This is a genomic window from Methanolobus sp., from assembly GCF_016278365.1.
Lineage (GTDB): Archaea > Halobacteriota > Methanosarcinia > Methanosarcinales > Methanosarcinaceae > Methanolobus.
This window is the reverse complement of sequence record NZ_JADQBZ010000005.1, coordinates 25817-44227: the sequence shown is the minus strand read 5'-3', so window position 1 is coordinate 44227 and position 18411 is coordinate 25817. Positions and strand designations below refer to the sequence as shown.

22 protein-coding genes are annotated in these 18411 nt (G+C 45.8%); 15 read left to right on the top strand and 7 right to left on the bottom strand.

Annotated elements, in window-relative coordinates:
• The first annotated feature begins 1 nt into the window (after position 1).
• From mtrA to QZZ22_RS05265, 5 genes are all read left to right on the top strand, one after another.
• Positions 2-727, top strand: a complete 726-nt coding sequence (gene mtrA / locus QZZ22_RS05285) for a tetrahydromethanopterin S-methyltransferase subunit A (RefSeq protein WP_292463233.1) — start codon at positions 2-4, stop codon at positions 725-727.
• A 5-nt stretch (positions 728-732) separates the two neighbouring features.
• Entirely contained in the window at positions 733-960 is a 228-nt protein-coding gene (locus QZZ22_RS05280) for a tetrahydromethanopterin S-methyltransferase subunit F (protein WP_292463231.1), read from the top strand.
• 1 nt (position 961) lies between these two features.
• The gene (gene mtrG / locus QZZ22_RS05275) at positions 962-1210 is read left to right on the top strand and encodes a tetrahydromethanopterin S-methyltransferase subunit G (protein ID WP_292463230.1); all 249 of its coding nucleotides are present in this window, start codon (positions 962-964) and stop codon (positions 1208-1210) included.
• A 19-nt stretch (positions 1211-1229) separates the two neighbouring features.
• Positions 1230-2186 (top strand): tetrahydromethanopterin S-methyltransferase subunit H, encoded by a 957-nt coding sequence (gene mtrH, locus QZZ22_RS05270; protein ID WP_292463229.1) that lies wholly within the window; start codon positions 1230-1232, stop codon positions 2184-2186.
• Between the two features lie 92 nt (positions 2187-2278).
• Positions 2279-2842 carry a hypothetical protein gene (locus QZZ22_RS05265; protein WP_292463227.1) on the top strand — a complete coding sequence of 188 codons (564 nt, stop codon included), beginning with the start codon at positions 2279-2281 and terminating at the stop codon, positions 2840-2842.
• 25 nt (positions 2843-2867) lie between these two features.
• On the opposite strand, the gene QZZ22_RS05260 is transcribed toward QZZ22_RS05265, so the two are convergent.
• From QZZ22_RS05260 to QZZ22_RS05250, 3 genes are read right to left on the bottom strand one after another with little or no spacing between them, the layout of a single operon-like run.
• On the bottom strand, positions 2868-3149 hold the full coding sequence (locus QZZ22_RS05260) for a DUF1894 domain-containing protein (protein WP_292463226.1): 282 nt from the start codon (positions 3147-3149) through the stop codon (positions 2868-2870).
• A 15-nt stretch (positions 3150-3164) separates the two neighbouring features.
• Positions 3165-4166, bottom strand: a complete 1002-nt coding sequence (purM, locus tag QZZ22_RS05255) for a phosphoribosylformylglycinamidine cyclo-ligase (RefSeq protein WP_292463225.1) — start codon at positions 4164-4166, stop codon at positions 3165-3167.
• Between the two features lie 2 nt (positions 4167-4168).
• Positions 4169-5575, bottom strand: coding sequence for an aspartate kinase (locus tag QZZ22_RS05250; RefSeq protein WP_292463224.1), 1407 nt, complete (start codon positions 5573-5575; stop codon positions 4169-4171).
• Between the two features lie 387 nt (positions 5576-5962).
• Here QZZ22_RS05250 and QZZ22_RS05245 point away from each other — a divergent pair, with 387 nt between their 5' ends.
• From QZZ22_RS05245 to QZZ22_RS05235, 3 genes are all read left to right on the top strand, one after another.
• Positions 5963-7165, top strand: a complete 1203-nt coding sequence (locus QZZ22_RS05245) for a cofactor-independent phosphoglycerate mutase (protein WP_292463223.1) — start codon at positions 5963-5965, stop codon at positions 7163-7165.
• 168 nt (positions 7166-7333) lie between these two features.
• Positions 7334-7795, top strand: coding sequence for an Hsp20/alpha crystallin family protein (locus QZZ22_RS05240; RefSeq protein ID WP_292463222.1), 462 nt, complete (start codon positions 7334-7336; stop codon positions 7793-7795).
• Positions 7796-8015: 220 nt separating this feature from the next.
• Positions 8016-8777 (top strand): coenzyme F420-0:L-glutamate ligase, encoded by a 762-nt coding sequence (locus QZZ22_RS05235; RefSeq protein ID WP_292463221.1) that lies wholly within the window; start codon positions 8016-8018, stop codon positions 8775-8777.
• On the opposite strand, the gene QZZ22_RS05230 is transcribed toward QZZ22_RS05235, so the two are convergent.
• Positions 8774-9223, bottom strand: a complete 450-nt coding sequence (locus tag QZZ22_RS05230; RefSeq protein WP_292463219.1) for a cytidine/deoxycytidylate deaminase family protein — start codon at positions 9221-9223, stop codon at positions 8774-8776. The two genes, QZZ22_RS05235 and QZZ22_RS05230, sit on opposite strands and share 4 nt — an antisense overlap.
• A gap of 104 nt (positions 9224-9327) precedes the next feature.
• On the opposite strand from QZZ22_RS05230, the gene QZZ22_RS05225 reads away from it, so the two are divergent.
• The 6 genes from QZZ22_RS05225 to QZZ22_RS05200 all read left to right on the top strand — a co-directional run bounded on the left by QZZ22_RS05225 (position 9328) and on the right by QZZ22_RS05200 (position 15986).
• Entirely contained in the window at positions 9328-10230 is a 903-nt protein-coding gene (locus tag QZZ22_RS05225; RefSeq protein ID WP_292463218.1) for a protein translocase subunit SecF, read from the top strand.
• A complete protein-coding gene (locus QZZ22_RS05220) occupies positions 10227-11936 on the top strand; it encodes a preprotein translocase subunit SecD (protein WP_292463217.1) in 1710 nt (569 codons plus the stop codon). The genes QZZ22_RS05225 and QZZ22_RS05220 overlap by 4 nt, the downstream gene beginning before the upstream one ends.
• 31 nt (positions 11937-11967) lie before the next feature.
• Positions 11968-12996, top strand: a complete 1029-nt coding sequence (locus QZZ22_RS05215) for an AAA family ATPase (protein WP_292463216.1) — start codon at positions 11968-11970, stop codon at positions 12994-12996.
• A gap of 31 nt (positions 12997-13027) precedes the next feature.
• Complete coding sequence (locus QZZ22_RS05210; protein ID WP_292463215.1) at positions 13028-14701, top strand: tRNA uridine(34) 5-carboxymethylaminomethyl modification radical SAM/GNAT enzyme Elp3; 1674 nt, start codon at positions 13028-13030, stop codon at positions 14699-14701.
• A 65-nt stretch (positions 14702-14766) separates the two neighbouring features.
• On the top strand, positions 14767-15117 hold the full coding sequence (locus QZZ22_RS05205) for a helix-turn-helix domain-containing protein (RefSeq protein ID WP_292463214.1): 351 nt from the start codon (positions 14767-14769) through the stop codon (positions 15115-15117).
• A gap of 113 nt (positions 15118-15230) precedes the next feature.
• A complete protein-coding gene (locus QZZ22_RS05200; RefSeq protein WP_292463212.1) occupies positions 15231-15986 on the top strand; it encodes a ParA family protein in 756 nt (251 codons plus the stop codon).
• A gap of 25 nt (positions 15987-16011) precedes the next feature.
• On the opposite strand, the gene QZZ22_RS05195 is transcribed toward QZZ22_RS05200, so the two are convergent.
• The gene (locus tag QZZ22_RS05195) at positions 16012-16758 is read right to left on the bottom strand and encodes a hypothetical protein (RefSeq protein ID WP_292463210.1); all 747 of its coding nucleotides are present in this window, start codon (positions 16756-16758) and stop codon (positions 16012-16014) included.
• 551 nt (positions 16759-17309) lie between these two features.
• On the opposite strand from QZZ22_RS05195, the gene QZZ22_RS05190 reads away from it, so the two are divergent.
• The gene (locus tag QZZ22_RS05190; RefSeq protein ID WP_256622472.1) at positions 17310-17711 is read left to right on the top strand and encodes a DUF1699 family protein; all 402 of its coding nucleotides are present in this window, start codon (positions 17310-17312) and stop codon (positions 17709-17711) included.
• A gap of 78 nt (positions 17712-17789) precedes the next feature.
• Here QZZ22_RS05190 and QZZ22_RS05185 read toward each other — a convergent pair whose 3' ends face one another.
• Both QZZ22_RS05185 and QZZ22_RS05180 read right to left on the bottom strand, forming a co-directional pair.
• Positions 17790-18215 carry a secondary thiamine-phosphate synthase enzyme YjbQ gene (locus tag QZZ22_RS05185; RefSeq protein ID WP_292463208.1) on the bottom strand — a complete coding sequence of 142 codons (426 nt, stop codon included), beginning with the start codon at positions 18213-18215 and terminating at the stop codon, positions 17790-17792.
• A gap of 14 nt (positions 18216-18229) precedes the next feature.
• Complete coding sequence (locus tag QZZ22_RS05180) at positions 18230-18409, bottom strand: hypothetical protein (protein ID WP_292463207.1); 180 nt, start codon at positions 18407-18409, stop codon at positions 18230-18232.
• Between the last annotated feature and the right edge of the window lie 2 nt (positions 18410-18411).

Genomic DNA, 18411 nt, shown 5'->3' with positions numbered 1-18411 from the left:
AATGGTTACAAAAAGAGAAGCAGCTCCTGACTGGCCAATACTCAAAGGAGAGTATGACGTCGGTGATATCAAGAACTGTGTAGCTGTAATTACCTGTGGCTCACACCTTGCATCCGGACCCCAATTGGAGGCAGGTGCCGCCATTTCAGGCCCCTGTAAGACAGAGAACCTGGGTATTGAGAAAGTAGTTGCACACATAATCTCAAACCCTAACATAAGGTTCCTGATCGTTACCGGAGCTGAAGTAAAGGGACACATCACCGGACAGGCAATGATAGCACTGCACCGCGGTGGTGTCAAGGACAACAGGATCGTTGGCGCAACTGGTGCAATCCCATATATTGAGAACCTGACAGAGGCGATCATTAAAAGATTCCAGGAACAGGTGGAATGTATAGATTTCATCGGTACTGAAGATATGAATGCCATAGTTGCCAAGATCAAGGAATATGCGGCAAAGGACCCTGGAGCCTTTGATGCGGATCCAATGGTCGTTGAAGTTGGCGGAGGCAGTGAAGAGGAAAGCGCAGAGGTCGGCGGGCTTAAACCCATGGCAGCCGAGATGGCTACCATCAGGAACAGAATACTGGACATCGACAGGGAAATGATGTACATTGGTAACCTGAACAAGTTCCACTCTGGCATACATGCAGGCAAAGTTGAAGGAATAATGATAGGTCTTGCCATCACTCTTACACTGCTTGGAATGTTATTGTTCGGGAGGTAATTGACATGGCAGAAGAAGAAAATGGAAAAGGAGTTCCGACGGTCATCAACCCACAGATGGGATCCATCGAAGCAGTTATAGAGGATATCCGCTACAGAGCTCAGCTTATCGCAAGGAACCAGAAGCTGGATTCAGGAGTTTCCGCAACAGGCGTTTCCGGATTTATCGCCGGTTTTGTCTTTGTATTGTTCATGGCAATCATACTTCCAATGTTTATCTGGCAGGTGATCTGAGATGAGCAATGAAAGTGACAAAATACCAAGTGTGGTCGTTGATCCTACAGATTTCAACGCTGTTCTCGAAAAACTTAACATAATAGATGAAAAGGTTGAGTTCGTAAACAGTGAAATCTCACAGCGCATTGGTAAGAAAGTAGGCAGAGACATAGGTATATTGTACGGAGCAGTGACCGGGATAATCATATTCCTGTTATACGTCCTGTTCATAGCACCATACCTGGCAAGTCTAGGAATCATAATCTAAGTGATAAGAGGTTATTCATATGTTCAGATATGATAAGAAGCAAGAAGTATTCGAAGTTGGAGGCGTCAAGTTCGGTGGACAGCCCGGCGAATATCCGACAGTGCTTGTAGGAACAATGTTCTATAACAGGCATAAGATCGTGACTGATGAAGACAAAGGTATTTTTGACAAGGCTGCGGCAGAAAAGCTCTGGAACGGTATCGTCGAGATGGGAAGCATCACAGGTAATCCTTATGTTAACCAGATAGTGGGCGAGACACCGGAAGCTATCAAGAACTATATTGACTGGTTCGTCGAGCTTGATGACAAAACACCATTCCTTATTGACTCCTCAGCCGGTGAAGTACGCGCAGCTGCAGCGGAGTACGTGACCGAGATCGGTGTAGCCAACAGGGCTATCTACAACTCCATCAACGCCAGTGTACACGCAGATGAGATAGAGGCCATCACGAACAGTGACATCAACTGCTCCATCGTCCTCGCTTTCAATGCAACCGACCCAAGTGTAAAAGGAAAACTGGAAATCCTCGAGACAGGCGGTACCGGACAGAGCAAGGGTATGCTTGAGATCGCAAGGGAATGTGGCATCACAAAGCCCCTTGTAGATGTTGCAGCAACTCCCCTTGGAGCTGGTTCAGGCGCATCCATGAGGTCAGTCATCGCCATCAAGGGTCATCTTGGCCTGCCTGTTGGCGGAGGATACCACAACATGGCATCCGCATGGGACTGGATGAAAAACTACAAGAAGAAGTTTGAGACAAAGGAAGAGAGACAAGCAATCTATATGCCTGCAGACATAGGAACAAACCTTGTACCACAGGTACTCGGTTCAAACTTCCAGCTCTTCGGGCCTATAGAGAACACTGACAAGGTGTTCCCTGCAACAGCAATGGTCGATATCATGATGGCTGAGACCGCAAAGGAACTTGGCATCGAGATACAGGACCCGAACCACCCCATCTTCAAGCTGGTTTAAATCACCAGCTTCCTTTTTCTTTTTTTATTTCCCTGAAGTCTTTACCCAAGTACCGGAAAGACAATTAAATTTAAAGGTAGTATTCCCACATCATGACAGATGTGATGCTGCTATGGGATAGTCCCCTGCTTTTTGAGAAACTGTTCACTGAACATGGTATAAAATGCCAGAGAATAAGCGCAGAAAGCATCGGCACCCCTTTTCTGCCACCATGCAGATGCCTGGTCATTCCTACGGGTTTTGCAAATCCGGCTTATACAAAAATTCTGAAAGGTCTCTTACGCAACAAAAAGCAGATAGAGAAATTCGTGGAGAAAGGTGGGACTCTGCTGGTATTCGGCCCAATGGCGGACGGACATGATTTCAGCTGGCTCCCCGTGAGACTCAAATATGTGCAAAAACAGATGTCTGCGGATGTATGTAAAACTGATGAGCATAATATCCAATGTATAATGGATGAGTTGGAGCAAGTAGAGTTTGACGGTTATTTCATTGATGTGCAGGGAGAAATACTTCTCACGGACAAAGACAGGAATGCTTTGATGGTATCCAAAAAAATAGGAGAAGGAATGATCATTGCAACAACCATTCACGAATTTCCTTCAGGAAATTTTCTGAAATGGATGGTAGAAAGATCAAAAAGCACAAGGCTCTGAGAGTTGCATGCGACATGTCAGGAGATTACTTCTTCTTGAACTTAGAGCGCAGCTTCGCAATCTCATCAGCAGCATCGGGAAGCCTGAGGACAAAGAGCCCAAAGCAGGGTTTTATGTACACAAAAAATATCTCATCTCCTTTAACACCTATCGGGAGAGAGGCACCTTTGAGCATGACGCCATGAATAGTGTATCCTCCTTCAACATGGTAGACCTCGTCACATCTCTCCCGGATGAAGGCTTCACTTTCCGCAGGCGTGGTGCCTTTAAGCATTATCTCGTAGGGAATATCATCAATACAGGCCATAGTTTTCCTCGTTAATTATACAATAACTATGCCGGAAACCTTTATACCACTTTCCACTATTTTGCCAACGACTTTGCCACCAGTCATGGAAGCCGCTTTCTCTGCCTGCTCTGGCGGGAGGATGATGACAAAACCCATACCCATATTGAATGTCCTGTACATTTCAAGGGTATCAACGTTACCCTCCTTCTGGAGTAGCTTGAAGATGTCATGGGGTTCAATGGGGTCGTAGAAGTCAAATCCCAGATTTGTCACACGCTTCAGCTTCAAAAGACCACTGCCTGTTATATGGGCAAGCCCGTGAACATCGCACTCCTTTATGACATCAAGGATCTCCATATAAATACGAGTAGGTGTAAGCAGTTCATCACCTATTGTGGTTGACGGGTTGAAGGGGAAAGGATCATGATATGAGTATGAGGAGCTCTCAATGATCTTCCTGACAAGAGTGTACCCGTTACTGTGGACGCCTGCACTGGGTATGCCTACAATGGCATCCCCGAGCCGAACCTTTTCACCGCTGATAATATCTTCTTTCCTGACCATCCCCAGACATGTGCCTGCAAGGTCAAAACCGTTGATTATATCGGGCAGAGTGGCAGTCTCCCCTCCCGCAATAGACATGCGGGAGAACTCTGCTCCCTTCCTGAGACCTTCGCCTATCTGGGAGGCGAAATTCTCATCATGCTCTTCCAGTGCAAGATAATCAACGAATGATATGGGCTCTGCGCCTATTGCCAGCAGGTCGTTGACGTTCATTGCTATGCAATCGATGCCAACTGTGTTCCAGCGTTTCATCTCATTCGCTATAAGAACCTTGGAACCCACCCCATCGGTGGCTAGAGCCAGTGCATATTCCCCGAAGTCTATAAGACCGGCATAATGACCTATGTCAGTCAGCGGCGCACCGAGCCCCGTGCGCTTATAGGTCATACCCTTCGTGAGAGCTTTTATGGTCTTCTCTTCCTCTTCGATGTCTACTCCTGACTCTGCATAGGTTAGGTGCTTGTAACTCATTGTTAATCCCTGCATTGGCGGTCCAGTTCAAATTCCTTGTGTAGGACCCTTACAGCCTCAATGGCGTCCTCCGAGCTGACAACAAATGATATGTTGTGCTGTGAAGAGCCCTGGCTTATCATAATAATATTGATGCCTGCCTTCCCAAGGGCATTGAATACCTTACCTGCGACACCCGGAATGCCATCCATACCTGCACCTACGACAGCTACAGCACACACGCTCCGGTCATAGGCCACATCCCCGACTACATTGTTGCTGAACTCACGCCTGATGGCAGTCACTGCCTTCTCAAGATGATCTTCATTAACTATAAGGGTCATGTTGGCCTCAGAGGAGCCCTGACTTATCATAATAATATTGACCCCTTCGCTGGCCAGTGAGGAAAATACCCTTGCTGCAGTACCTATGGTACCCATCATACCGGCACCCGAGATATTTATAAGAGCAACTTTCTTGATAAGTGTTACAGCTTTTACGACATCCTCTTTCTGCTTCTGCTCGGCGACTATGAGGGTGCCTTCAAATTCAGGAGCGAAGGTGTTCTTCACACGAACAGGTATCTTGTGCCTGATAGCAGGCTCTATTGTACGAGGATGGAGGACTTTGGCGCCGAAATAAGAAAGCTCCATTGCTTCAATATAGGAAATAAGGGGAATCGACTGCGCTTCCGGAACTATCTTGGGGTCTGTTGTCATTATCCCATCGACCTCCTTCCAGAGCCATATCTCGCCTGCACCCACTGCAGCTCCGAGGATGGACGCGGAGAAGTCAGAACCACTGCGTCCCAATGTAGTAATTATCTCCTGCTGGTTCTGGGCAATAAAACCAGTGACCACTGATATGGAATCTGCCAGAAGAGGACATAGTCTTTCTTTTACCTGGGAATAACTCTGTTCAAGAGGTTTCGCATCACCGTAATTGGAATCTGTTACAATACCCGCCTCACCACCTGTAAATGAACTGGACATTATGCCCAGGGAACGTATAGAGGCGCTGATGATGGGAGCTGCAAGGCGCTCACCGTAGGATGAGATGTAATCAATAGAGCGTGGTGTCAGCTCACCTAGATAACATATACCGATAAGAGCCTTTTCAAGTTCATCCAGCCGACAGTCAAGTGATCCTATGCACTTCGCCTGGAAAGCTTCATCATCGACAGCTGCATGAATAGCATCGTAATGTTTCTTTGTCAGATCGGCTATGAATTCTTTTACATGCGTTACCTTTCCACTGACAGATACCTCATTTGCTGTGCTGAGCAGGCCATCTGTGACACCGCCAAGCGCGGAGGTCACTGCTATAACTTCGTTGCCGCCCTGATAATACTTCTTTAGGAGTTCTGCAACATGACGGATCTTTTCGCCGTTGGCCACCGACGTACCGCCGAATTTCATTACGATTCTCATAGTTAAACCACGTTTTGATCAATACCGCTTTTGCCAGTATAAAGAGATGGACTGATATAAAGATTATGAGCACCAAAAATGATAAAGAATGATTAAATAACCTCCTGACCAATCTCCTAAGAAAGTAACCCTGGGAGATACTATTTTGTCGAAGCAGCGTACATTATCCCGGTATTGTAACCTTGGCCGGGAAAAGAATTTGTAATGCCCGGATACAGTTTTCTGAGAATCTGCCATTATGCAAGAATACAAAGGAGTAACGGTGTGATTCAAAGCATTTTTTGATATATGCTTATTTCAGGTTATGACCACAACGGCAAAGTAAACATACTTGAGGGAACGTTACTAATTAATTCCTGTTTATTGGAGTCTTACTGAGGTTAAAACATGAAATATGTAGTACTTATCGGAGACGGTATGGCTGATGAGCCCCTTGAGGAACTGGAAGGAAAGACAGTCCTTCAGAAAGCCAACACACCAAACATGGATCATATAGCAAGAAACGGACGCGCGGGACTTGCCCGGACAGTGCCTGAAGGCATGCATCCAGGTAGTGATGTTGCAAATATGTCCATTATAGGGTATGACCCGAAGAAGTACTACTCCGGCAGGGCGCCGCTTGAAGCTGCAAGCATGGGAATCAAGATAGCTGGAGATGATGTGGCCTTTAGATGTAACCTCATTACTATAAATGACGGGCTCATAACGGATTATAGCTCAGGCCATATCACAAACGCCGAGGCTAAGGGTCTTATCGAGGCCGTGGATGCGAAGCTGGGCAACGAAACCTTCAGTTTTTATCCGGGAATCAGCTATCGCCATCTGCTGGTTAGCAAGGGAGCGCTTGGAGCTGAGACCCAATGCACGCCTCCACACGACGTTATAGACCAGGATCGGCTTCTTCACATGCCTAAGGGAAAGGACAGCGAAGTACTGAGCGAACTCATCGAGGCTTCGATGCCAATACTGGAAAACCATCCTGTCAATGAGAAAAGAATAAAGGAAGGCAAGAACCCCGGAAACTCCATCTGGCTCTGGGGTCAGGGTTTCGCACCTGCATTCCCGCTTTTTAGTGAGCTCTACGGGCTTAAGGGAGCCATAATATCAGCCGTGGACCTTGTGAACGGTATCGGCATATATGCCGGGCTGGATGTCATACAGGTTCCCGGAGCCACAGGTTATCTTGATACCAATTATAAAGGGAAGGGAGAATACGCGATTCAAGCCCTTGATGACCATGACTTCGTATTCGTGCATGTGGAAGCACCTGACGAGGCAGGACACATGGGTAACCTGAAAGCCAAGATACAGGCCATAGAGGACTTCGATGAGAAGGTTGTCGGCACAGTCCTGAAAGCAGCCATGGAATATAGCGAAGCTGTTACTATAATGGTACTGCCGGACCATCCAACTCCTGTAGCGCGCAGGACGCACACTTCAGTGCCAATACCCTTTGCGGTTTATTCAACCGCCGGAGATAAGCCGGATGATGCTCAGGCCTTCGATGAGGAGTCAGTAAAGAAGGGCTCTTTTGGAACAGTATACGCTGCAGATCTTGTGGGAATGTTGATCAGGTCTGGTCAACAGTAACATGGAAAAGGAGTAGGCATCCCCCTCCTTATTCATTCTAAATTCAGTTACTATTGACTTTCTCCTTTAATCAAGTTTAAATAGGACCATCTTCAAATATAGGTAGTGGAGACGCCGGAAGCAAGCGTTTCCGTGTGAATATAGAAATAGGGATGAGGAGTGGACATAATGAGATTTGGACTTACAAGATGGAGCCCTTCTGCCGTGGAGAGAGTGGACCCGTTCGAAGAAATGAGAAGTATGCAAGACCGCCTGAACCAACTGTTCGGGGAGAGCGAAACCGGAGGAAGTTGGATGGACCTCGACACATTCCGCCCTCTTGCAGATATCAAAGAGAAGGATAACAATATAATCGTCACCACCGACCTTCCCGGCATCGAGAAGAAAGATGTGAATATTGATGTCAAGGGGAACAGGCTGTGGATCAGCGCAAATACACAGAGAGAGAATGAGGAGGAAAAAGAAGGCTATCTGATGAAAGAGCGCTCATTCAAGAAGTTTGCACGATCCTTAAACCTGCCTGCTTCTGTAACCGAACAGGGATCAACGGCCAAAATGGAAGATGGCGTGCTCACTATTACACTTCCCAAGGCAGAAGAGGAAGAAAAGCACAAGATAATGATCGAATAAAACCTGCAGCCAGAGTATTCTGCAGTGTTATCTGAATGTCCACGGGGAAGTGGACATTTTCCTGTTTTCACCTTTTTCAAAAATACAGTGTTAGAGCGGCATCAGTTAGAGTAATCATCATCCTTTGCTCAGTGGGGGTAACTATCATCATCGCCGCGATTTCCTTTTATACGATACTATTATTTATGCCTACTCCTGTTACTCACCTGAGGAATAGCCTGTGAAAATGGAAGCATTTACTGTCGAGAACGTACCGCTGATCAAAGCGGGGGATGACATCGCATCTATCATCTGCCAGAATGCAGATGTCATGGATAATGACATTATTATCATTGCTTCAACAATAGTATCTAAAGCCGAAGGCAGGATGTTCAGGCTTGAGGAAATCGAAGCAAGCGAGGAAGCTGCCAGGATAGCACAGAAACAGCAGGCAGATCCCCTATTTGTACAGGCAGTGCTTGACAGGAGCCGCGACATATTGCTCGAATCACCCATATTTCTTGTGGAGACAAACAACGGGCACGTATGTATAAAAGCAGGTATTGACGCATCGAATGTAGACAGGGGATTCCTTGTAGATCTCCCTGCAGACCCTGATGCAAGTGCTGAGAATATAGGACAGAGAATCGAGGACATCACAGGCAGGAAGATCAGTGTTATCATAACCGATACCAATGGCCGTGCGTTCAAGATAGGGCAAACCGGGGTTGCTGTTGGCCTCTATCGTATCCACCCGATCAAGGACTGGAAAGGAGAAAAGGACCTTTTCGGTAACATACTACAGATCACCGAGGAATCGATTGCTGACGAGATAGCAGGAACAGCAAATCTGCTAATGGGAGAAGGAGGTAGCGGATACCCGATAGTGATCATAAGGGGTATGGAACTACGCTCCGATGACAAAGCATCTGTGAAAGAGATGTATCGGAACAGCAGTCAGGACATTATCAGGAAAGGGCTTTGTAGTCTCAGACATGCCTAAAAGGGCATGATCACGACCTCTACACCGGCGTCTGAAAAGAAGCTCAGTGCATCAGTGTCAGGATAGGGCTGAATATAGACCACTCTTTTGATATTAGCGTTTATAATCATCTTGGCACATAAGATACATGGCTGGTGTGTGCAGTAGATAGTCGCCGAATCGGTACTCACACCATGGAGCGCAGCCTGAAGTATGGCATTCTGTTCTGCGTGAACGGCCCTGCACTTCTCATGACGAGTGCCTGATTCGATATTGTTCTGTTCCCTTATACAGCCGATATCGAGGCAATGCTGCATGTTGCGCGGCGCACCGTTGTAACCTGTGGATAGTATCCTTTTGTCCCTGGCAATAACAGCACCAACCTTGTTCCTCAGACAAGTGGAACGTTTGGCAACTACAGTAGCAATCTCAAGAAAATACTCATCAACGCTTGGTCTGTCTGTCATTCGTTTAGAAGAAATGGCAAGTAGTATATATAAGTTGTAGTGTATGAATAGCAACTACTTTGTTAGCACCAAGAGGGCTAAAAAAGTTTTTTGGAGTATAAAACATGGAAGTCGGTTTAACCGAACGTTTAGATTCATTTGTTAAAAGCCACAGTAACCGCCAGCTTGCGGCAATACCCCTTGCCCTTTTCCTCGTATCTATTATCGTACTGGGAATTACTTTTGCAAGCACGGGCTCACCTGTGCAACTTGGAATGGAATTCAAGGGCGGAACATTAATCTCAGTAGCGACCACTCAGAGTGCGGAGTCTTTTGAGGATCAGTTTTCCAGCTATCCCATCATCGATGCCCGCGAAACGGGTTCACGCATTGTGATGCAATTCGGGCCTATGAGCAATGAAGAACAGAGCCAGCTCACAAGGGAAGTGACATCTGCATACACGGGCGTGGAGATAAAACAGATAGGACCTGTATACGGAGAGAGCCTTCAGAAACAAGCACTGACAGCAGTGCTCCTTTCATTTATAGGAATGGCTGCAGTCGTATTCCTGATATTCAAGACCTTTGTGCCATCCGGGGCCGTAGTGCTCTCAGCCATGTCAGACATCCTGATAGCTGCCGCATTCATGAATGTGGCAGGTATCGAGCTTTCACTCGGCACGGTTGCCGCCCTGCTGATGCTTATAGGTTATTCAGTGGACAGTGACATCCTGCTCACAACAAGAGTGCTTAAAAGGCGTGGCACGGTCCAGGAGAACATATCCAATGCAATGCCGACAGGCATAACAATGACAACAACAACACTTGCAGCACTTGTTGTGATGTACGTGGTCTCAACATATTCATACCTTGTCATCCCGTCATTTTCACAGATAACACTGCTTTCAGACATCTCTATAGTACTGATATTCGGACTGATAGCTGACATGATAAACACATGGCTGCTTAACACATCGATCCTCAGATGGTATGTAGCCGGCTCAGGCCAGAGGAGGAGAAAAGCATGAGAGAAGATGAAGAACAGCAAAGTCTATTCAGGGACTTCAGGGTAATAGTTTTCATAATTGCCATACTTGCCTCGATTATCTTCATCCAGCCAGGATACTCCTCTGAAGAAGGTTTCACTACCGGACTCAATTACGGACTTGACCTTGAAGGAGGTTCGTGGCTGCAGGTCAAGCTCCAGGGAGCTGTGGCGCAGCTTGACGCTGATGCCGAAGCACTGTCCGCCGCAGTACTCAGGAATGAGATCGGCGATAGTATCAATATCGTGAGTGTTAATACGGATAACGAGCAGCTTGTTGTCACCTTTACAACTACCGAGCAGCTTACCACTACCAGAATGGACCAGCTGGGATTGGGGCAGTCGACTGTTACCCGGGAGAATAACTTAACAGAAGTTGTTTTCTATACGTCCAAATCAACGCTGATCACATCTTACCTCAGTAACACCCTCAAAGCAGAAGTCATCCCCGAAAGGACCGACTCAGGCAGCATTGAATATGAGATAAGGACTGCTGTATCCCAGGAAGATCTGGAAAGGATCACGTCCAATGTGGGCGGGTACATAGTCCGCGACAGTGATGGCACACCCATCTACCGTGAAGGTGTAAGGGAAGAAACAAGGGACCTGACAAAGGACATCCTGAGTGAGAAACTGAACACCCTCGGACTCAAGGACATACCCGTGAGAGTGGTAGGTGATGATTACATCCTTATCGATTTTGCTGGAATGGATCTTGCCACTGCTCAGGATATTGCATCAAAACCAGGAAAATTCGAGATCAGAATAGCGACACAGGGCAATGCCAGCAGACATGTGCTCTATGGTGATGAGATCCAGAATGTAGGAATAGCAGGGTACAATGACAGAGACGGGCAATGGTACACCCCATTTACCCTGACCGATGCCGGAGCACTTGCACTGCAGAGAGCAGCCATTGAAACGGGGGCAACAACTGACCCTATGTCCCATAACCTGATAATGTACCTCGATGAGAGCGAGGTATACAGTGCACCCCTAAGTTCTTCTGCGGCAGCAACACTATCTCAGTATCCGATATACTCCTGGCAGGCATCCACAGGAGGAGATGAAGAGAGCAGGGCGAAGGCTGAGCAACTGCAGATACACCTGCGCGCCGGGGCACTTCCTGTCAAAGTGGAGATAATAGGCTCAGGGCAGGTAGATGCTTCCCTGGGTGAGCAGTTCAGGAGCCAGGCCATCTTTGCCGGACTGCTGACCCTTCTTGCTGTTGCAGCAGTCGTTTACAGAAGGTACAGGAAACCGGAAATACTCCTGCCAATGATAGGCACCTCTGTCAGTGAGGTAATAATGATCCTTGGTTTCGCCGGTGCCATTGGCTGGCAGCTCGACCTTCCAAGTATTGCAGGTATCATAGCTGTCATGGGGACTGGTATAGATCATCTCGTGATTATCACTGATGAGGTATTGTATGAAGGCAAGCTTCCTCCAAGAAAAGTATATCTGGCCAGGATAACAAAAGCATTTGCCATCATATTCGCTGCTGCAGCGACAACCGTGATAGCAATGTCCCCGCTGGTGGTGATGGGATTCGGTGCCCTCAAAGGGTTCGCAATAACAACCATCGTAGGTGTCCTGATAGGCATATTGATAGCCAGGCCAGTTTATGGCAGGGTCATCCACAGCGTACTTGAGGCAAGTGCGGAAAAAGCTGCCAAGAAGGCAGAGTGAACAAAAATAAACATATGATCAGGTGAGGAAAATGAAAGATCTCTGGACGGTAAAATACAGACCTTCGAATCTGGATGAAGTGCTGGGCAACGAAGAATCCATAGATATGATTCGCAGGCTGGTCCGCTCCAGGAATCTTCCTCATCTGGTCCTCCACGGGCCTGAGAACACAGGCAAATCTTCGACGGCCTTTGCAATGGCGCACGAGATATACGGAGAGGACTACCAGCGCAACTTTACTTACTTTAACGCATCGGATTTCTTTGAGCAGGGAAAGCGTTACCTTGTGCGAGACAAGAGATTCTTACGCATCATAGGCACTGATGACCCTTCAAAGATAACAAAAAGTGTTATTTCCATCTTTAAGGAGATCATTAATGAGTATGCCAGTATGGGGCCCATAGATGCGGACTTTAAAATAATATTCATTGATAACGTAGAAGCATTCAACTCCGATTCCCAGCACGCCCTGAGAAGGATAATGGAAAAATACACAAATACCTGCAGGTTTGTACTTTCCACGACACAGCCTTCAAAACTTATAGCACCCCTGAGGTCAAGGGGCCTTCAGCTGTTCTTCAGGCATGTGTCGGTAGACAAGCTTGCAGTTTTTATCAGACAGGTTGCTGACAATGAAAATCTGTCAATAGCAGATGACGGGATTGACGCACTTGGCTATCACGCAAACGGGAACGTTGCCAAGGCGCTTCATACCCTGCAGATGGTTTCCCTGCAATTCCAGGATTCCGTCATAGGAGCACAGGAAATATACGACTGCACTCTGAAGGAAAGATCAGAGAACATTACACACTTGCTACAGGCTGCCATATCAAAAGATATCATTGAAGCCCGTAAGGCTATAGATGATCTTATCCTGGAAGATGGAATGTCGGGCCAGGAGATCCTCTTGCAGTTACATGCAATGACAGCATCCTGCAACGAGAGTGATGCAACTATTGCAGGCTGGATAATAAAGATATCTGATGCCGATCTCTGCATGACAGACGCATCCAATGAGCGAATACAACTGGAAGCTCTTGTAGCAGGTTTTTGCCAGTAATGCAAGGCCAGAAAGAATACGGCTTAGAAAAATGACAGTGGAAGATATTGATTATAATAAAGCATGCAGAGAGATCCTTGAGATGGTCATCGACGGTGAGATCACCGATCTGCGCCAATTGAACCAGGCAAAGAAAAGAACAGCAAAGAGCTACAGGCTTGCCAGTCTTCCAAGAAATGCAGACATTATCAGGGCAGGTAACGAGGAAGAGAAGAAGGCGATGGATCTGCTTCAGCGTAAACCGGTGCGTACCATATCAGGAGTCGCAGTCATAGCAGCCATGACATCACCTGCCCCCTGCCCTCACGGGATATGCTTGCCCTGCCCTGGGGGGCCGGATTCGCAGTTCAATTCTCCCCAGAGTTATATGGGCAGGGAACCTTCCACCATGCGTGCGATACAGTACGAATACGACCCCTACAGGATAGTCACGGCAAGGCTTGGGCAACTTAAGGATATAGGACATGAGATTAAGAAAGCTGAACTCATCATTATGGGTGGCACTTTTTCCGCAAGGTCTATAGACTACCAGGAATGGTATGCAAAACGTTGCATTGAGGCAATGAATGATTTTTATGGCAGTGATTGGCGTAATGATGTAAGTACAATTGGAGAAGCTTACCCTTATGTCACTCTGGAAGATGTGCATAAAGCCAATGAGACCGCAGATGTCAGGAATACAGGTATTACCTTTGAGACCAGACCGGACTGGACAAAACCTGAACATGTTGACAGGATGCTGGAACTTGGAGCCACCAAGGTGGAAATAGGCGTCCAGAGCACCTATGATTTCGTGCTTTCCAGAATGCGCAGGGGACATACCGTTGCAGACAGCATTGAGGCCAACCGGGTGCTGAGAGACAGCGCCCTTAAAGTGGGATTCCACATGATGCCAGGACTACCGGGCATGGATGGGGAGAGAGAAATAAGGAATTTCAAGAGACTGTTCACTGACCCGAAGTTCATGCCGGATTATCTTAAGATATACCCCACACTTGTCACAGAAGGCACAGAACTGCATAAAATGTGGGAAAGCGGAGATTATAGCGCGATAACCGATGAAGACGCAGTGGGGCTTTTGGCACAGATCAAATCATTTGTACCAAAATGGGTCCGCTTGCAGCGTATACAGAGAGACATCCCTGCCCCCCAGATACTTTCAGGCGTCAGGAAAAGCAATGTAAGGCAGCTTGCACAGGACTATCTGGAGCGGCATGGAGGCAGATGCCGATGTATCAGGTGCCGCGAAGTAGGACACAATATCCTTAAGGGAAGAGAGCCTGATGAGGAACATATCGAACTCACAGTTGAAAGCTATGAGTGTTGCGGAGGAAAAGAGCATTTTATTGCTTTTGAGGACACCGTTCAGGACATACTCATAGGCTTTATGAGGCTGCGCTTTCCCGACATGCCGCATCGGGAAGAACTTGGAAATGCTGCCTTGGGAAGAGAGCTGCATGTATATGGTTCCATGGTAGCTGTCGGTGATAGGGCCGGAAAGTGCGACTGGCAGCATCGGGGATATGGAAGGGAACTGGTTGCATGTGCAGAGGAGATATCACTTAATGCAGGTTATAGCAAGCTGGCAATCCTTAGTGGCATAGGTGTGAGAGGATATTATCGTAAGCTTGGCTATGAACGCGATGGGGTATATATGTCGAGGAAACTTGATCAGGATAGAAATGAAAACATTTATTTTGATTAAACCGATAAACTTGATCAATACTGGATAAGCATGCTAAATAGCAGATAAAAACAAAAGGTAACATAATGCTTGAAAACGAAATCCTTGAGGAGATACTGTATAATCTTAGAGAGATTAATGTCAAATTAGACAGACTGTTGTCAAAAGGAGAGGTATCCCCTTTTCCAAGTGAAAATATGAATATGAATACTTCACTGGATGTTATGATGCTGCTTTCCCTACCTGATCATTTACGCACTACAGCAACCACTCTTTTTGAGATCGGACCCGCAACTGCTGAAGATATTGCGGAAATAACCCGAAAGGAAAGAGCTGTTGAAAGCAATTACCTCAATCAGCTTGTACGAATGGAACATGTTGAGAAGTACAGGGAAGGAAGGAAAGTGTATTTTCATATCAACAACAATATGTGTTGATACCCTGAAATGTTATAACATGCCATTGTTGCTCATTATCCACATTGGAAAGGATATATATTTCTTGTAATAAAGTTCAATTACTCTAAGGTTTTTAGGAACATTGAGTTACCATGACATTCACAATAGCAGTACATTCAGCAAAAGGCGGAACAGGGAAAACCAGTATCGCAGTAAATCTTGCCGCAGCCTACGCTCTCGATGGAAATAATGTATGCCTGTTGGATATGGATGTAAGAGGGCCATCTCTGCGTACATTCTTCAAACATGACATATCAGGCATACCCTACTGGGTCAATGACCTGCTTTCCGGGAAAAGGGGTATAGATGAAGTGATATTGGACGTAAGTGGGGAACTTGGAACTCAGGGAAAGTTCCTTGTTGGCTATTCCAAGGCAGACATAAATGAGATACGAGAGCTTGCGAGCAAAGACAGGAAATGGCAGTCCAATGCACTGAAGAATATCATCATTGGGAAAAAAGAACTTATAAGTAGCGGGGCAGATGTAATAATATTTGATACGGGCCCCGGGGTAGAGTACGAGTCGATCAATGCTGTTGCAGCCTCTGACGTTGTCCTGATAGTGCAGAGCCCTACTAAAGCCTGCTCTGATTGTACTGAACAGCTTGTTAATGGTGTTTACAAGTCCCTTAACAAGAAATGCGCCATAGTCGACAATATGCACCACTGCTCTGTTGATGGGAATGTTCTGGAGCAAAAGCGTTACGATATACCTGTGCTTGTGACAATACCGTGTATGTGCAATATTGCGACAAGGAGCCAGGATATACTGGTCCTTTCAGATCGTGAACATGAATTTTCCAGGGCCATCTCCTGCATGAAGCATAAACTGGAACGTTTTCAATAGACCATTGGCCGGAAAAGCAGTCTTATCAGCGTCCGTGCCCCTCGTTTTCAATTATCTGCATTACATCGCGGTTCAAATACTCTTCCAGTTCCTGTGATTTGAGCCTGTCAACATCTTCTTTAAAGTTATTGGAAGACAGGACCACATCCCTGTAGATAGCCAGAATGAAAAACGCAATGAGAGTGGCACTCACTGCCAGTATGATGCGTTCCAGGGGATAGAGCAGCACTACGGAAGAAAATGCAGATGCTTGCAGGCCATAAATATAAGAATAGGCAATGGAGCCTGCGATATGATCTGACAGGACACCTAACAGGGCTGCAAAGAACAAATATATAAAAATAAACGCTTTTGAGTGGATAGACTCTACAACATATTTGCCGACTATCAGGAACGCTATTAATGCAATTATATGGAACCAGGGGTAATAGTAAGCTTCCCTGCCGACATCCATAGAGTACCACAGCAGTAACAGGAATCCATAGATGCCAATAGCCAACCGGTGCTGCCTTTGAATTATCAGGCCTGAAACCAAGGAACATAGCATTACAAAGAACAGGGAGAGCATACTAAAAGCGTTCTTGCTAAGATAGCCAGGAGTGTTGAGCTCATGAAGGAACATACCAGTACCTGAAACAATAGAGCCCCAGAAAGGGCCGAAAAGCATTCCATTCAATGAGCCAAATGCAACCAGGGAGCTTATTCTCGTTCCTTCTATGCCCACCACCCCGGACATATCAGGCAGGTAACTTGAAAAATAAGTAAGGGCCACACCGAAAAAAAGATAGCTTAATCGAATATTCATTTTAGTCCAGAGGTTTGCTGTGTGTGGAGGCATAACAAAAGAGGAGATATCAGTTTATTTATAAATAGATTTACATAAGAAATGTATCCTGCGAAAGATGATATATACTTTTTATCTAAAATGAGAAAATTTAAATACAAATTACTTTATGTGTATACAATACTTTGATTATATTTGGCGTTCAATAAATAAAAATTAGGGTCAAGCAATAAATAATAGGATCAACATACAATAAAGCTTCAATTAGAATATAAAACGATGGATATTAAAAATTGTGCATTTCATTAGATTTACACAAACTTATTAAGGGCACTGTCCCCAACGGCTATTTATAAAGCAAAGTCAGTCTAAATAAAAAGAGAGATTATACGATTAAACTAATTTATACTATGAGTATAATCTTATATGTTTAGGAACCTTTAAATAAAACTTTGTATATACACTAATTTATTACTGGGTAAAATGCTGCACAGTTTTTGGTAAAATAATATGTTCATATTAAAATAAGGTGATTAAAAATGAAAATAAGAGTTGTAAGTTCAAAAGATGAGATTAACACGCTTGGACCGAATGAAGAAATCGTACACCTTGCATTCAGGCCATCTAACACTGATATATTTTCCCTTGTCATGAAATGCCCCAACGTAAAGGCATTGCACATACCAAGCTCATACAAGAGGACCATCTCAAACTCAGCCAGGATGTACCTGGAAATGCAGGGAATCGACCTTCTTGAAGGCGATGTATGGGGACACCGCAAAGATATCAATGAATACTCCGAGGTCTCACAGAGTGTCTATGACCGCATTGACCAGTACAGGGCAGACGGACTCTCAGACGATGAGATCGAGGACAAGATGGTCAGGGAAACAAGGCTTAGCCCGGATTTTGTTAAATTCCTTGTCAAGCAGAATAACTGAAAAAAGTATCCACAAAAGAAATCCTGATTTCCGGAATCAGGGTTTCTATTATATTATAAACTTTTTATCTTCCGGTATCTATGCCCTTTCCCCGCATACCTGAACTATTACTCTTCTTGAGCGAGGACGATTGTCAAGATCGATAAAAATAATCTGCTGCCACGTACCAAGTAATATGTTCCCCTCGATCACAGGGAAAGATCTGCTTTGCCCAAGCAGTGAAGCTCTTATATGTGAATGTCCGTTCCCGTCGTGCCACTTTTCATGATGTTTATAGTACATATCCGGAGGAATAAGGCGGTCCAGAGCTTCCCGAAGATCAGAAACAAGACCCGACTCATATTCAAGTGTGGTTATTGCAGCTGTGGAACCAGGTGCAAATACCAGAACAATACCATCAGTGATAGAGGATGAGGCAACAATCCCTGCGACACGGGAAGTTACATCTATGATATCAGTGTTCCCTTTAGTATCGAAATCCAGATAGCCAGTAAATACCGCCATTACACATCCCGGCTTCATTCCATCCTGGTCAGTTTAAGACCCATCAAGGAAACAACTACTATAAAGACAACAAGCGCAGCAACAAAACCATATTCCTGGGACTGCGGGATATTCTGGTGGACCAGAATGAAAAGGATTGCCAGCAGGATCACAGAGCCTACCGAGGATAGTATTTCCATGTTTCTCTTATTCATCC

Bases quoted from the DNA above. Each gene is read 5' to 3' on its own strand.
- purM (WP_292463225.1), bottom strand. From the start codon at position 4,166: ATGAGTTACAAGCACCTAACCTATGCAGAGTCAGGAGTAGACATCGAA.
- QZZ22_RS05210 (WP_292463215.1), top strand. From the start codon at position 13,028: ATGACAGTGGAAGATATTGATTATAATAAAGCATGCAGAGAGATCCTT.
- QZZ22_RS05280 (WP_292463231.1), top strand. From the start codon at position 733: ATGGCAGAAGAAGAAAATGGAAAAGGAGTTCCGACGGTCATCAACCCA.
- QZZ22_RS05185 (WP_292463208.1), bottom strand. From the start codon at position 18,215: ATGGCGGTATTTACTGGCTATCTGGATTTCGATACTAAAGGGAACACT.
- QZZ22_RS05220 (WP_292463217.1), top strand. From the start codon at position 10,227: ATGAGAGAAGATGAAGAACAGCAAAGTCTATTCAGGGACTTCAGGGTA.
- QZZ22_RS05265 (WP_292463227.1), top strand. From the start codon at position 2,279: ATGACAGATGTGATGCTGCTATGGGATAGTCCCCTGCTTTTTGAGAAA.
- QZZ22_RS05250 (WP_292463224.1), bottom strand. From the start codon at position 5,575: ATGAGAATCGTAATGAAATTCGGCGGTACGTCGGTGGCCAACGGCGAA.
- QZZ22_RS05245 (WP_292463223.1), top strand. From the start codon at position 5,963: ATGAAATATGTAGTACTTATCGGAGACGGTATGGCTGATGAGCCCCTT.
- QZZ22_RS05205 (WP_292463214.1), top strand. From the start codon at position 14,767: ATGCTTGAAAACGAAATCCTTGAGGAGATACTGTATAATCTTAGAGAG.
- QZZ22_RS05260 (WP_292463226.1), bottom strand. From the start codon at position 3,149: ATGGCCTGTATTGATGATATTCCCTACGAGATAATGCTTAAAGGCACC.
- QZZ22_RS05225 (WP_292463218.1), top strand. From the start codon at position 9,328: ATGGAAGTCGGTTTAACCGAACGTTTAGATTCATTTGTTAAAAGCCAC.
- QZZ22_RS05200 (WP_292463212.1), top strand. From the start codon at position 15,231: ATGACATTCACAATAGCAGTACATTCAGCAAAAGGCGGAACAGGGAAA.
- QZZ22_RS05215 (WP_292463216.1), top strand. From the start codon at position 11,968: ATGAAAGATCTCTGGACGGTAAAATACAGACCTTCGAATCTGGATGAA.
- QZZ22_RS05240 (WP_292463222.1), top strand. From the start codon at position 7,334: ATGAGATTTGGACTTACAAGATGGAGCCCTTCTGCCGTGGAGAGAGTG.
- QZZ22_RS05230 (WP_292463219.1), bottom strand. From the start codon at position 9,223: ATGACAGACAGACCAAGCGTTGATGAGTATTTTCTTGAGATTGCTACT.
- mtrH (WP_292463229.1), top strand. From the start codon at position 1,230: ATGTTCAGATATGATAAGAAGCAAGAAGTATTCGAAGTTGGAGGCGTC.
- mtrA (WP_292463233.1), top strand. From the start codon at position 2: ATGGTTACAAAAAGAGAAGCAGCTCCTGACTGGCCAATACTCAAAGGA.
- QZZ22_RS05180 (WP_292463207.1), bottom strand. From the start codon at position 18,409: ATGAATAAGAGAAACATGGAAATACTATCCTCGGTAGGCTCTGTGATC.
- QZZ22_RS05190 (WP_256622472.1), top strand. From the start codon at position 17,310: ATGAAAATAAGAGTTGTAAGTTCAAAAGATGAGATTAACACGCTTGGA.
- mtrG (WP_292463230.1), top strand. From the start codon at position 962: ATGAGCAATGAAAGTGACAAAATACCAAGTGTGGTCGTTGATCCTACA.